The sequence below is a fragment of the Streptomyces sp. R35 genome, from assembly GCF_041053035.1.
GTDB classification, from domain to species: Bacteria; Actinomycetota; Actinomycetes; order Streptomycetales; family Streptomycetaceae; genus Streptomyces; species Streptomyces lutosisoli.
Genome location: NZ_CP163440.1, coordinates 2,436,805 through 2,449,503, shown reverse-complemented (window position 1 = coordinate 2,449,503; position 12,699 = coordinate 2,436,805). Strand labels below are relative to the sequence as shown.

Genomic DNA, 12,699 nt, shown 5'->3' with positions numbered 1-12,699 from the left:
GAACGGATGTCGCACAGTTGTTCGGAAATTGGTCTATGGTGGGGGTGAGGCAGTTGGGAACTAATGTTCGAGAGCCTGGACAGGGCTCGCGAGTGCGGGAGGTGCGTGTGCCAGGGTTCACGCATCTGCACACCGTTTCCGGGTTCTCCCAGAGGTACGGGGCCTCGCACCCGGAGCGACTGGCCGAGCGCGCCTCCGAGCTGGGCATGGACGCCCTCGCTCTCACCGACCGGGACACCCTCGCGGGCACGGTCCGGTTCGCCAAGGCCTGCGCGAAGGCGGGCATCCGTCCGCTGTTCGGCGCGGAGCTCGCGGTCGGGGAGCCCGTACGGGGGGAGCGGCGTCGCGCGCCGGTCCGTGGCGGTGCCTTCATCGACGAGTCGACACCACGCGTGACCTTCCTCGCCCGGGACGGCGCGGCCGGCTGGGCCGATCTCTGCAGAATCGTTACGGCGGTGCATGCGGACGGCGGTCCCGGCGCCGGCGCGAGCCAGCCCCTGCTGCCCTGGCCGGACAACCACGCCGAAGGCCTGACCGTGCTGCTCGGCCCCGTCTCCGACGTCGGCCGCGCGCTCGCCGCCGGGCGCCCCGACCGGGCCGCGAAGCTGCTCGCGCCCTGGCGGGAGATCTACGGCGACGCCCTGCGCCTCGAAGCCGTCTGGCACGGCCGCAAGGGCACAGGCCCCGGCTCGCTGCGCCTTGCCGCCCGCACCGTCGGCTTCGCCGCCGAGCAGCGGGTGCGGCCGGTGCTGAGCAACGCCGTCCGGTACGCCGACCCAGGCCTCGGCCCGGTCGCCGACGTACTGGACGCCGCCCGCCGGCTCGTCCCCGTCGACCCGCGGCGCGAGCTGGACTCCGGTGAGGCCTGGCTCAAGGACGAGGCCGCCATGCTGAGCGCCGCCGAACGGATCGTCGAGTCCGCGGGCTACCGTCGCGACACCGCGTACCGCCTGCTCGAACAGACCCGGGCCACGGCCGCCGAGTGCCTCGTCGACCCCGAGGACGACCTCGGCATCGGCACCGTCCACTTCCCCGAACCGCACCTCGTCGGCGCGGGCCGCCGCACCGCCCAGCGCGTCCTGGCCTCCCGGGCGGCGGCGGGCATGGTGCTGCGCGGCTATGACCGCAAGCGGGCCTATTGGGAGCGGATGCACCGCGAGCTGGACATCATCGCCCACCACGGCTTCGCCTCCTACTTCCTGACGGTCGCTCAAGTCGTGGACGACGTACGGAAGATGGGTATCCGGGTCGCCGCGCGCGGCTCCGGCGCGGGCTCCCTCGTCAACCATCTCCTCGGCATCGCCCACGCCGACCCCGTCGAGCACGGTCTGCTGATGGAGCGCTTCCTGTCCAAGCGCCGCTCCGTGCTGCCCGACATCGACATCGACGTGGAGTCCGCGCGCCGCCTGGAGGTCTACCGCACGATCATCGGCCGGTTCGGCACCGAGCGGGTCGCGACCGTCTCGATGCCCGAGACCTACCGGGTCCGGCACGCCATCCGCGACGTGGGCGCCGCCCTCTCCATGGACCCCGCCGACATCGACCGGATCGCCAAGTCCTTCCCGCACATCCGCGCCCGCGACGCCCGCGCGGCCATGGACGAGCTGCCCGAACTGCGCGAACTGGCCGGGGAGTTTCGGCGGGAAGGAGAGAAATACGGCAGGCTGTGGGAGCTGGTCGAGTCCCTCGACGCCCTCCCGCGCGGCATCGCCATGCACCCGTGCGGTGTCCTTCTCTCCGACGCTTCCCTCCTCGCTCGTACGCCGGTCATGCCGACCAGCGGCGAAGGCTTCCCCATGTCGCAGTTCGACAAGGAGGACGTCGAGGATCTCGGGCTGCTCAAACTCGATGTGCTGGGCGTGCGGATGCAGTCCGCGATGGCGCACGCGGTGGCCGAGGTGGAGCGGGCGACGGGGGACCGGCTGGACATCGACGCGGTACCGCCGGGCGACCCGGCGACGTACCAACTCGTCCAGTCCACCGAGACGTTGGGCTGCTTCCAGATCGAGTCGCCGGGCCAGCGCGACCTGGTCGGACGCCTGCAGCCGGCGACCTTCCACGACCTCGTCGTCGACATCTCGCTCTTCCGGCCCGGCCCGGTCGCCGCCGACATGGTGCGGCCGTTCATCGAGGCGCGGCACGGGCGGGCGCCGATCCGCTATCCGCACCCTGACCTGGAAGGGCCGCTGAAGGAGACGTACGGAGTCGTCGTCTTCCATGAGCAGATCATCGACATCGTCGACATCATGACCGGCTGCGGGCGTGACGAGGCGGACCGGGTGCGGCGCGGGCTCTCCGACCCCGAATCGCAGGGGCGGATCCGGTTCTGGTTCGCGCAGAACGCGGCGGCCAAGGGGTACGACGCCGAGACCATCGCGCGGACCTGGGAGATCGTCGAGGCCTTCGGGTCGTACGGCTTCTGCAAGGCGCACGCGGTCGCCTTCGCCGTGCCGACGTATCAGTCGGCGTGGCTGAAGGCCCATCACCCGGCCGCGTTCTACGCCGGGTTGCTCACCCATGACCCCGGGATGTATCCGAAGCGGCTGCTGCTGGCGGACGCGCGGCGGCGGGGGGTGCCGATCCTGCCGTTGGACGTGAACCGGTCTGCGGTCGCCCACCGTATCGAACTGGTGTCTGAATCAGCTGGCTCCGCCGGTCGCTGGGGTGTCCGGCTGGCCCTCTCCGACGTGCACGGCATCAGCGAGGCCGAGGCCGCGCGGATCGCGGACGGGCAGCCGTACGCCTCGCTGCTCGACTTCTGGGAGCGGGCCCGGCCGAGCCGGCCACTGGCGCAGCGGCTCGCGCAGGTCGGCGCACTGGACGCCTTCGGTGCCAACCGGCGTGATCTGCAACTGCACTTGACCGAGCTCCACCGGGGCGCGCGCGGTGCGGGCGGCGGGCAACTCCCGCTGTCCGGCGGGCGGAAGACCGCCTCCGCCGGGCTGCCCGACCTCTCCTCGGCGGAGCGGCTCAGCGCCGAGCTGGGCGTGTTGTCGATGGACGCCTCGCGCAATCTGATGGACGACCACCGGGAGTTCCTGGGGGAGTTGGGCGTGGTCACGGCGCGCCGGCTGCGAGAGGCGCGGCACGGCGAGACGGTTCTGGTCGCGGGTGCCAAGGCGGCCACCCAGACCCCGCCGATCCGCTCCGGCAAGCGCGTCATCTTCACCACCCTGGACGACGGCACGGGCCTGGTCGACCTCGCCTTCTTCGACGACTCCCACGACGCCTGCGCCCACACGGTCTTCCACTCCTGGCTGCTGCTGGTGCGCGGAGTGGTGCAGCGCCGGGGTCCGCGCAGCCTCAGCGTGGTGGGCGCGGCGGCCTGGAACCTCGCCGAACTGGCCGAACTGCGCGCCGAGGGCGGCCTCGACGTGGTGGCGGCGCGGCTGGCGGAGCCCGTACCGGAGCCCCTCCCGAAGGGGGAGGGCGCGAAGGAGAGCCGGACGATCCGCATGTCCACGGGGTACGAGATGCACCCCTGGGCCGATCTGCGTCCCGCGGGCGAAGGGCCCGCGGGAGGAAAGAAGTTGTGGCACCAGAGTCCGGGGAGTGCGGGATGACCATCCTCTGCGTACGTTTCCAGCTGCCTCCGATGTACGAGGCCGCCCTGCCCCAACTCCTCGGGTTGCTGGAGGAGTTCACCCCCGTCATCGAGGCGTTGCCGCCCGACGGCGCGCTGCTGGACCTGCGGGGCGCCGAACGGTACTTCGGGCGCGGTGCCGTGGAGTTCGCCTCGCTGATCCGGGTGCGGGCGCTCGCCCTGTACGGGATCGACTGCGTGATCGGCGCCGGGCCCGGGCCGATGCTCGCCCGCATGGCCCTGCGGGACGCCGCGCCCGGGGTGACCCGTGTGGTGCCCGAAGACCCGGACGCCGCCCGGGAGTTCCTCGCCGGGCGGCCCGTCGCCGCGCTGCCCGGAGTCGGCGGCGCCACCGCCCGCACCCTGTGCGAGTACGGCCTCGACACCATTGGCAAGGTTGCCGCCGCACCCCTGTCCACGCTGCAACGCCTCACCAGCGCCCGCACCGGCCGCGAGCTGCACGAGAAGGCGTCCGGCATCGACCGCGGCAGGGTCGTCCCGAACGCCACCTCCCGCTCCCTCGCCACCGAACGCCCCTTCTCCCGCGACGAGTTGGACCCGTCCCGGCACCGCCGCGCCCTGCTCTCCGCCACCGAGGAACTGGGCACCCGGCTGCGCGCCCTGGAGAAGGTCTGCCGCACGCTGACCCTCACCGTCCGCTACGCCGACCGCTCCACGACCACCCGCAGCCGCACGCTCAAGGAGCCGACCGCCCACTCGTCGACGCTCACGGACACGGCGTACCGCATGTACGAGGCGCTCGGTCTCCAGCGTGCCCGAGTCCGTGCGATCGCCCTGCGCGCCGAGGGCCTTACCCCCGCCGAACAGGCCTCCCACCAGCTGACCTTCGACCCGGTGGACGAGAAGATCCGCCGTATCGAGGAGGTCGCGGACAGAGCGCGGGCGAAGTTCGGGCCGCATGTGATCGGGCCGGGGACGCTGGCCGCGTGATGTCCGTGCGACCGTGGCCCGGCTTCCGGCTTCCGGCTTCCGGCTTCCGGCTCCTGACTCCGCCGGGGTGCGGGACGGTGCGCGAGTCCTCCGCGTGCCGGGAGGCCGGAGTTCAGGCCGCGATCGAGCACATTCCGTGGAATCACCCGGGGTGGCTGCGCCACACTGGCTGATGCCAGTCGGGCACGGTGCGGGGGGACTTGCGGGTGGACGTCGATTTCCAGGTGGAAGTGGGGCCTCGTGGCGAGCACGGCTACCCCGTGGTGTTCCGCGCGGCCGGCGGCGAGGAGGCGCCCGGGGTGATGCGGCTGCCGCCCCTGCGGGACCTGGAAGCACTGGCGGCGCGGGTGCCGGACGCGGTGGTGGCGTCCTCGGCCCGGGTACGCCGTGCCGCGGTCGGGGACGAGGCGCCGGTCCGGGAGCTGGGGCGGATCCTGTTCGACGCCCTGCTCGCCGGGACCGGCTCGGCCCTGCTGATGGCCGCGCGCAACCGTGCCGCCCAGCAGGGCGGACAGGTACGGCTGGTGCTGCGCGTCCAGCCGCCCGAACTGGCCAGGCTGCCCTGGGAGTTCATGTACGACACCGGCGAGGACGGCTACCTGGGACTGGATCTCCCGCTGGTGCGCCATCCGCAGGTCGCACGGCCGGTGGCCGCGTTACGGGTGGTGCCACCGCTGCGGATTCTGGGGATGGTCGCCCGTCCCGACGACCAGGAACCGCTCGCGGCGCACGCCGAGCAGCAGCGGCTGCGCGAGGCGCTGGCCGACCTGGTGGCCGAGGGCCGGGTGGAGCTGGGCTGGGTGGCCGGGCAGACCTGGCGTGACCTGCGCGACGCCGTCCGCCGTGACGCCCGTACCCACGCTCCGGGCGGACAGCAGTCCGGCCAGGGCGGGTGGCACGTGCTGCACTTCATCGGGCACGGCGGGTTCGACGCCCGGGCTCAGGAAGGCACCCTGGCGCTGGCCGGTGAGCAGGGCGGCACGCACTTCCTGGGCGCCGGGGAGCTGGCGATGCTGCTGGCCGGCCATCCCTCACTACGCCTTGCGGTGCTCAACGCCTGCGAGAGCGGGCGCGCGGACGCGCTCAACCCGTTCTCCAGCGTGGCGGGTGCGCTGATGCGCAAAGGCATGCCCGCCGTGCTCGCCATGCAGTACGAGGTGAGCGACGAGGCCGCCCTGGAGTGCGCGCGCACCTTCTACGAGGCCCTCGCCCGACAGCTGCCGATCGACGTGGCGGTCATGGAGGCCCGCCAGGCCATGTCCATCTCCCGGCCGCAGACCCTGGAATGGGGCACGCCGGTGCTGTACATGCGCTCCCTCGACGGCAACGGGCATCTTTTCGACCTTGCCGATGATGTCGGTCCCGGCCCCGTTCCTGACCTCCGCCCCGCCCCTGACCTCGACCTCGACCCCGGCCCCGGCATCGGCTTCGGCCTTCGGAAGAGTCCCTCGGCAAAGCAGCGGGCCGACCTGGACGAGCTGTACGCCGAAGGGCTCGGCGCCCTGTACACCGACCGGTGGGACCAGGCGGTCGAGGCGTTCCGTACGGTCATCGCCCACGACCGCGACTACCGCGACAGCCAGGCCAAACTCACCCGGGCGCGCCAGGGCCAGCGCCTCGCCGCGCTGTACGCCGCCGCCACCGAGGCCGTGGCCGCCCGTGACTGGGAGCAGGCGGTCGAGAACCTCGAGACGATCGTCACCACCGAGCCCGGCCACCGCGACGCCCAGCAACTCCTTGAGCAGGCGCGCCGCGAACAGGTGACCGCCCAACTGCACGACGAGATCGTCACGTTGTACGGAGCCGGCCATTGGGAGGCCGTGCTGGTCGCCGCCGAGCGCCTGGCGCAGCATACGCAGGAGGCCGATGCCATCGCGGAGTTGGTGGCGATGGTGAGCGGTGCCCGGGAAGCGCTGGAGACCGCCGCGCGTGACCAAGCTCTTGCGAGCCACTATCGCGAGGCTCTGGACCATCTCGACGCGGGGCGCTGGCAGCGCGCTGTGGAATCGCTGGCACACGTCAGAGCCATCGACCCCGACTATCGTGACACCGCCCAACTCACGGCCCGCGCCCGCCAGGAGATCGGCCGCACCCCCGTGGCCATCTCCGAGGCCGCCCGTCTCTTCACCTTCCGGGCAACGGGCACTGCCCATGCGGTCGCCTTCAGCCCCGATGGCACCCGTCTGGCAGTCGCCTGCAACAGGCGGACCGCACTGATCATTGACGAACGAGGCAGGAGACTTGTCCTTGTCCAGCTCGGTGTTTTCGGATCGGCGTTGGACGTGGCGTTCAGTTCCGACGGGTGTCGCTTCGCTACTGCCGACCAGACCAGCACTGCGCAGGTGTGGGATGCCAGTACTGGCACCGAACTGTGCTCAGTCAATCCAGGCGGGTCCGTCTACGGGGTAGCGTTCCATCCCGATGGCCTGCGTCTGGCCACTGGCGGTCGGGACTCAACGGCGCGGGTGTGGGATGTCGGTACCGGTGCCGAACTGCTCAAGATCCCCCATACCGACTATGTCTGGGGGGTGGCGTTCAGTTCCGACGGCCTGCGCTTGGCCACCGCCAGTGAGGACAAGACGGCGCGGGTGTGGGACGCCCGCACCGGTGCCGAACTGCTCGGAGTTACCCACAACGCCCGGGTGTCTGACGTGGCGTTCAGCTCCGACGGCCGGCGCTTGGCCACTGCTGGCAAGGACAAGACCGCGCGGGTGTGGGACGCCGACACTGGCGCCGAACTCCTCAAAGTCACCCACACCAAAAGTGTGCGCAGGGTGGCGTTCAGCCCCGACGGCCTGCACTTGGCCACCGCCAGTGAGGACAACACCGCACGGGTGTGGGACGCCGGTACCGGTACCGAACTACTCAAAATCACCCATGACAAAGCCGTGCGGGGCGTGGCGTTCAGCCTCGACGGTCGCCGCCTTGCCACCGCCAGCGAGGACAAGACCGTACAACTGTGGAGCCTGACCGGAGGAGACGATGACTGACCCCGAACCCCTTGTCGCGGATCTCCTCCTCGACCGTCATGTCACCCCCGAGCAGGAACAACCGCTGACCGACGCCCTCACCGCGCTCGGTTACTCGCCGAGCGTCCGTGTCCTGCCGCCGCGTCGTGCGGTCGAGCCGCTGACCTGGCTCATCCTGATCGCCCTCCCCCTACAGGCATTCCTCACGACGCTGGGCGAGAAGGCCGCCGAGGACGGCTACGGCCTGCTCCAGAAGGCCATCCGCGCCATCCGGCGCCCGGCCCCGGCTCTGGCGCCCACACCCGTGCCGACGCCCGCGACCGCGCCCCCGCCGGTCGTACTCCAGGACCCGGCCACCGGCCTGCGCGTCATCCTGGAACACGACCTGCCCGACGAGGGCTACCGGCAACTCCTGACCATCGACCTCACCCAGTACCGCCTCGGCCCGCTGCACTACGACCAGGCGCGGGGCCACTGGCGTTCCGAACTGGACGAAGCCCAACTCCGGTGACGTTCCTTGTCAGTTGGCCCACGGTGGAGTGATCACGGAGCCGTCGGCCAGTTCCGCCTGAAGGCCGATGGACGTGGTGACCCACGACACGGCGGTCTCCTGGGTCGGGTTCTCGACGCCGAGCGTCGCGCCCGGGTTGATGATCACCGTGTCGCCCGCGGTGATCCGCTCGGTGCGACCGTCGAGGGTGATCAGCAGTTCGCCGGCGAGGAGGTGGAAGATCTCCTCGCGGTTGACGGTGTGGAGCGGGGCCTTGGTCCCCGCGGGTATCTCGCCGCGCCAGGCGCACAGCTCCTTGCTGCCGCTCAGGGGAGTGGCGTACGAGATGAAGCGGGCGCCGTGGATCTCGTGGGTGACGGCTTCGGACGGACGGACTACGGGCACGGCGGACCTCCATGGACGTGGACGTTCGGAATGGTCAAGCTCCTTGACCACACCTCAATATGGTCAAGCTGATTGACCAATACGTCAAGCTGCTTGACCAACATGCCCGGGGTGTTTCAATGCTTCCGTGCAGAACTCCGAGGCCATAGCCCTGTCCGCCGCGCTGCTCGCCGCCGCCGGTGAGCTGACGCAGCGTATTCATGACGGCGTGGTCGCCCGGGGGTTCGAGGGGGTGCGGCCCGCGCACGGCTTCGCCTTCACGCGGCTGGCTCCGGACGGGGCGACGGTCACCGACCTCGCCGGCCATCTGGGGGTCACCAAGCAGGCCGCCAGCCAGCTCGTCGAGGAACTCGTCCGCAAGGGATACGTCGAGCGGCGCCCGCATCCCGACGACGCGCGTGCCCGGCTGATCGTGCTGACCGAGCTCGGCTGGGCCTGCACTCGCGCGGCGGAGGAGGCGGCCGCCGATGCCGTGCGGGCGTGGAGCGAACTGCTCGGCGAGGGTGAAATGCGCGCGTTGCGCGACCGTTTGGTGCGCATTGCGCCCTACGGTCCCATCAGGCCCGCCTGGTGACGGTTCATCGGCTGCAACCATCGCCTCTGGTTACCGCTGGAAGTTTTTACTGACGCGTAACTTCACACCTGAGCTACTCGCCCGTAACTTGACGAGTGAACAGCATCCTCGTGATCCGGATCACAGGGCGTATGCCGTCGCAACTCCCTTGAGCCGCAAGGAGATCACACGATGCTGCCCTGGAAGCGAGTGCTCAGACCCCTGACCGCGCTGCTCCTGACCGCCGCGGTCACGGTCGTCCCCGCTGCCGCCGCCCGAGCCGATTCCGCCCCCAGTAGTGGGTGGAACAACTACTCCTGCAAGCCGTCCGCCGCCCACCCCCGCCCCGTCGTCCTCGTCCACGGCACCTTCGGGAACTCCGTCGACAACTGGCTGGCCCTCGCGCCCTACCTGGTGGACCGCGGGTACTGCGTCTACTCCCTCGACTACGGGCAACTGCCCGGCGTCCCGCTCTTCAACGGCCTCGGCCCCATCGACAAGTCGGCCGAACAGCTTCAGGTGTTCGTCGACAAGGTGCTCGCCGCGACCGGCGCCGCCAAGGCCGACCTCGTCGGTCACTCGCAAGGCGGCATGATGCCCCGCTACTACCTCAAGTTCCTCGGCGGAGCCGCCAAGGTGAACGCGCTCGTCGGTATCGCGCCCGACAACCACGGCACCACCCTCAGCGGTCTCACCAACCTGCTGCCGTACTTCCCGGGTGCCGAGGACCTGCTGAAGGCGTCCACCCCGGGGCTCGCGGACCAGATGGCCGGATCCGCGTTCATGACCAAGCTCAACGCCGGCGGCGACACCGTCGCGGGCGTCCACTACACGGTCATCGCCACCGAACACGACGAGGTGGTCACGCCGTACACCTCGGGGTTCCTCACCGGCTCCGACGTCCACAACGTCCTGCTCCAGGACCTGTGCCCGGTCGACCTCTCCGAGCATGTGGCGATCGGCCTCCTCGACCGGATCGCGTACCACGAGGTGGCGAACGCCCTCGATCCGGCGCATGCCAGTGCCACCACCTGCGCGTCCGTGTTCAGCTGATCCAGCGATCCAGCTGATCCAGCCGATTCGGCTGAGCACCCCGCCGGGGTCTGTCCGACCTGAGCCGCCGGACAGACCCCGGAGTTTTTCGTTCTAGCGGCCGTGCCGGCCGCCGTTCACCGCACGGCGGCGGACCGAGGCGAACAGGGCCGCCGCGCCGAGTGCCAGGGCGGCGGCCCCACCGACCGCGATGTACGGGGTGCTGCCGTCGCCACCGGTCTCGGCGAGGTTCTCCGAGGAACCGGCGGCGTCCGGCTGGTTGGCGTCGGTGTCCGAGGCCGGGGCGGCTGTGCTGGGTTCCGCCGACGTACTGGCGTCGTCGTCACCGTGACCGTGGTGCTCGACAGTCGACTTGTCGGCACCGTCCTCGATCTGCTCCTCGGAGGGCGCGGAGGCGGTCGGGGCGGGCGAGGAGCTGCTCCCCGCACCGCCACTGCCGCTTCCGGTGTCGCCGCTTCCGCTGCCGCTCGCGCTTCCGCCGAAGGCCACGTCCGAGCAGGAGTAGAACGCCTCCGGGCTGTCCGAGCGCTGCCAGATCGCATACAAGAGCTGCTTGCCGGAGCGCTCCGGGAGAGTGCCGGAGAACGTGTAGAAGCCTCCCGAGGCGACCGGGTCGGTGGTGGTCGCGACCGGGTGTTCAAGATCCAGGTCGTCCCAGGCGAGCGGCTGGGACGGGTCGTATCCCGCCTTCGTGATGTACACCTTGAAGGTGCCCTTGTGCGGGGCGGTCACGCGGTACTTGAAGGTGTACGAGCCGCTGCTCACGCCGGTCGCGGGCCAGTCGGCGCGCGCGAGGTCGAGCCCCTTGAACTCGTCGTTGTTCGCGCTGCACAGCTTGCCGTCCGGTATCAGCGCCTGGTGCTGCCCGTTCGCGTCGCCGATCCGGATGCCGTTCCAGTCGTAGAGCGCCTGGGTGCCACCCGCCGCGACGGCCGCCTTGCAGGCGTCCGAGGTGGGGCTCTCGGGATTCTCCGCGTAGCACTGGGACACCCGGCTGACCGGGTCACCCATCGTGCCGTGCGCGGCCGCCGGCGCGGCGGCGAGCGCGGTCAGGGCGAGCGGGGCAGCACCGACGGCGGCGATCGCGGCGACCTTGCGGCGAGCGCTCGGGCGAGCAGGCATGGGGGAACTCCTCGAAACGGTCCATGAGGCTTGGGCGGAACCCGTGGGGGCGATCAGCAAACTAGCCCCAAGAAACCGTGAAATCGCCTGCTGGAGGCGGGTGATGGAGATCCTTATGGCGCCGTTAAGGGAGTGCTGAGACTGCGCTCAGATAGGTAGCGTGCGCGGCATGACAGACACGCCTGAAGAGTGCGGGATCCGGCCGGCCGTCGCTTCCGACGTGCCCGCCGTGAAGGCCGTCATCGACGCGGCGTTCCACCCCTACATCGAGCGCATCGGGCTGGTTCCCGTGCCCATGGAGGCGGACCACGCGGCGAACGTGGCCGCGGGGCGGGTGTTCGTGACGGGGGAGCCGGTGACGGGGCTCGTGGTGATCGAGCAGCACGCGGACCATCTGTATCTCGACACCATCGCCGTCCGGCCCGATGCCCACGGCAAGGGCATCGGGCGACGGCTGCTGCATTTCGTGGACGCACGCGCGCGTGCGCTCGGACTGCCCGAGATCAGGCTTCTCACGAACGCGCTGATGTGGGAGAACCAGAAGATCTACCCGCGGTACGGCTACGAGGTCGTGGAGCGTCGCGTGGACGGCCCGTACGACCGCGTGCACTACCGCAAGCGGCTGGTCTGACGGTTATGGGTCCTGGCGGTGGTCGTGGCGGCTCAGCCGTCCGGCCACCACGTTCGTGCGATGTCCTTTCGGACCTCCGGGCGCTCGGCCGGACGCTTGTCGGCCTCCTCCCGCACGCGGCGGGAGTCCGACTTCCTCAGGGGCTTCTGCACGGTCACACGGCGCATGGCTGCCTCCTTGTGTCTACCGGGTTCCGCTGGGGTACGGAGGTAGACCCTTTTCGGGAGAGTTCCTCATCGGTCGGGATCTGTCTGTGGCGGCTGTCACGAATCGACTGTCAGTGGTGGGTGTCACCCTGGGGCGCATGACGAGTAACAGTGGCATGAATCCAGGGGCGGACGTCGACTGGGACGCAGAGTCCGTCACCTTCGACGACGAGCCCGATCACGGCCTGCGTGACCCTCTCGTAAGGGAGGCCTGGGCGGCCCGGCTGCGCACGTGGCTGCCGGAGCGCGCGGCCGACATCCTCGACCTGGGCTGCGGCACCGGCAGCCTGTCACTGCTCGCGTCCGAGCGGGGGCACCGCGTCACCGGGGTCGACCGCTCGCCGCGCATGGTCGACCTCGCCCGCGCGAAGCTGGCGGGCCGTGACGCGGTGTTCCTCCAGGGCGACGCTGCGGCACCGCCCGTCGGTGAGCAGCGGTTCGACGTGCTGCTCTGCCGCCATGTGCTGTGGGCGCTGCCCGACCCCGAGCGCGTCCTTCGGAACTGGCGCGGACTGCTGCGCCCAGGAGGGCGGCTCGTCCTCGTCGAGGGCGTGTGGGGGACCGTGAGCCCGGTCGGCATGTCCGCCGACCGGCTGACCGCCCTGCTGAAGCCCCTCGTGACGGAAGCGGCCGACATGCACGTGGAGCCGCTGTCGGGCGACGCCCGGCTGTGGGGGCGGGAGGTCGAGGACGAGCGGTACGCGGTGGTGGCCACCCTCAGGTGACATGACGGGCG

General features: G+C 70.7%; 11 protein-coding genes. 8 read left to right on the top strand and 3 right to left on the bottom strand.

All coding sequences use genetic code 11. The annotated features are described in order from the left end of the window. The first annotated feature begins 107 nt into the window (after window positions 1-107). The 4 genes from AB5J50_RS11430 (at window position 108) to AB5J50_RS11415 (ending at window position 8,014) form a co-directional block, all read left to right on the top strand. Window positions 108-3,563 carry a DNA polymerase III subunit alpha gene (locus AB5J50_RS11430; RefSeq protein ID WP_369257227.1) on the top strand — a complete coding sequence of 1,152 codons (3,456 nt, stop codon included), beginning with the start codon at window positions 108-110 and terminating at the stop codon, window positions 3,561-3,563. After that, the gene (locus AB5J50_RS11425) at window positions 3,560-4,534 is read left to right on the top strand and encodes a hypothetical protein (RefSeq protein ID WP_369257225.1); all 975 of its coding nucleotides are present in this window, start codon (window positions 3,560-3,562) and stop codon (window positions 4,532-4,534) included. Before AB5J50_RS11430 ends, AB5J50_RS11425 begins: the two co-directional genes overlap by 4 nt. Before the next feature lie 206 nt (window positions 4,535-4,740). Next, on the top strand, window positions 4,741-7,524 hold the full coding sequence (locus AB5J50_RS11420) for a CHAT domain-containing protein (protein ID WP_369257223.1): 2,784 nt from the start codon (window positions 4,741-4,743) through the stop codon (window positions 7,522-7,524). After that, a complete protein-coding gene (locus AB5J50_RS11415) occupies window positions 7,517-8,014 on the top strand; it encodes a hypothetical protein (protein ID WP_327427598.1) in 498 nt (165 codons plus the stop codon). The genes AB5J50_RS11420 and AB5J50_RS11415 overlap by 8 nt, the downstream gene beginning before the upstream one ends. Window positions 8,015-8,023: 9 nt before the next feature. Here AB5J50_RS11415 and AB5J50_RS11410 read toward each other — a convergent pair whose 3' ends face one another. Next, the gene (locus AB5J50_RS11410; RefSeq protein WP_369257221.1) at window positions 8,024-8,398 is read right to left on the bottom strand and encodes a cupin domain-containing protein; all 375 of its coding nucleotides are present in this window, start codon (window positions 8,396-8,398) and stop codon (window positions 8,024-8,026) included. A 127-nt stretch (window positions 8,399-8,525) separates the two neighbouring features. Between AB5J50_RS11410 and AB5J50_RS11405 the strand changes: the two genes are divergently transcribed. Continuing rightward, window positions 8,526-8,972 carry a MarR family winged helix-turn-helix transcriptional regulator gene (locus AB5J50_RS11405; protein ID WP_369257219.1) on the top strand — a complete coding sequence of 149 codons (447 nt, stop codon included), beginning with the start codon at window positions 8,526-8,528 and terminating at the stop codon, window positions 8,970-8,972. 171 nt (window positions 8,973-9,143) lie between these two features. Further along, window positions 9,144-10,004 carry an alpha/beta fold hydrolase gene (locus tag AB5J50_RS11400; RefSeq protein ID WP_327427595.1) on the top strand — a complete coding sequence of 287 codons (861 nt, stop codon included), beginning with the start codon at window positions 9,144-9,146 and terminating at the stop codon, window positions 10,002-10,004. Between the two features lie 93 nt (window positions 10,005-10,097). On the opposite strand, the gene AB5J50_RS11395 is transcribed toward AB5J50_RS11400, so the two are convergent. Further along, a complete protein-coding gene (locus AB5J50_RS11395; RefSeq protein ID WP_369257217.1) occupies window positions 10,098-11,126 on the bottom strand; it encodes a lytic polysaccharide monooxygenase in 1,029 nt (342 codons plus the stop codon). 169 nt (window positions 11,127-11,295) lie between these two features. Between AB5J50_RS11395 and AB5J50_RS11390 the strand changes: the two genes are divergently transcribed. Continuing rightward, window positions 11,296-11,757, top strand: a complete 462-nt coding sequence (locus AB5J50_RS11390; RefSeq protein ID WP_327427593.1) for a GNAT family N-acetyltransferase — start codon at window positions 11,296-11,298, stop codon at window positions 11,755-11,757. A gap of 32 nt (window positions 11,758-11,789) precedes the next feature. Here the strand turns inward: AB5J50_RS11390 and AB5J50_RS11385 are convergent, their stop codons facing one another. Further along, window positions 11,790-11,924: a hypothetical protein gene (locus AB5J50_RS11385; protein ID WP_369257214.1), complete on the bottom strand. Its 135-nt coding sequence runs from the start codon at window positions 11,922-11,924 to the stop codon at window positions 11,790-11,792. 137 nt (window positions 11,925-12,061) lie between these two features. On the opposite strand from AB5J50_RS11385, the gene AB5J50_RS11380 reads away from it, so the two are divergent. Then, the gene (locus AB5J50_RS11380) at window positions 12,062-12,688 is read left to right on the top strand and encodes a class I SAM-dependent methyltransferase (RefSeq protein WP_369257212.1); all 627 of its coding nucleotides are present in this window, start codon (window positions 12,062-12,064) and stop codon (window positions 12,686-12,688) included. The last annotated feature ends 11 nt before the right edge of the window (window positions 12,689-12,699 follow it).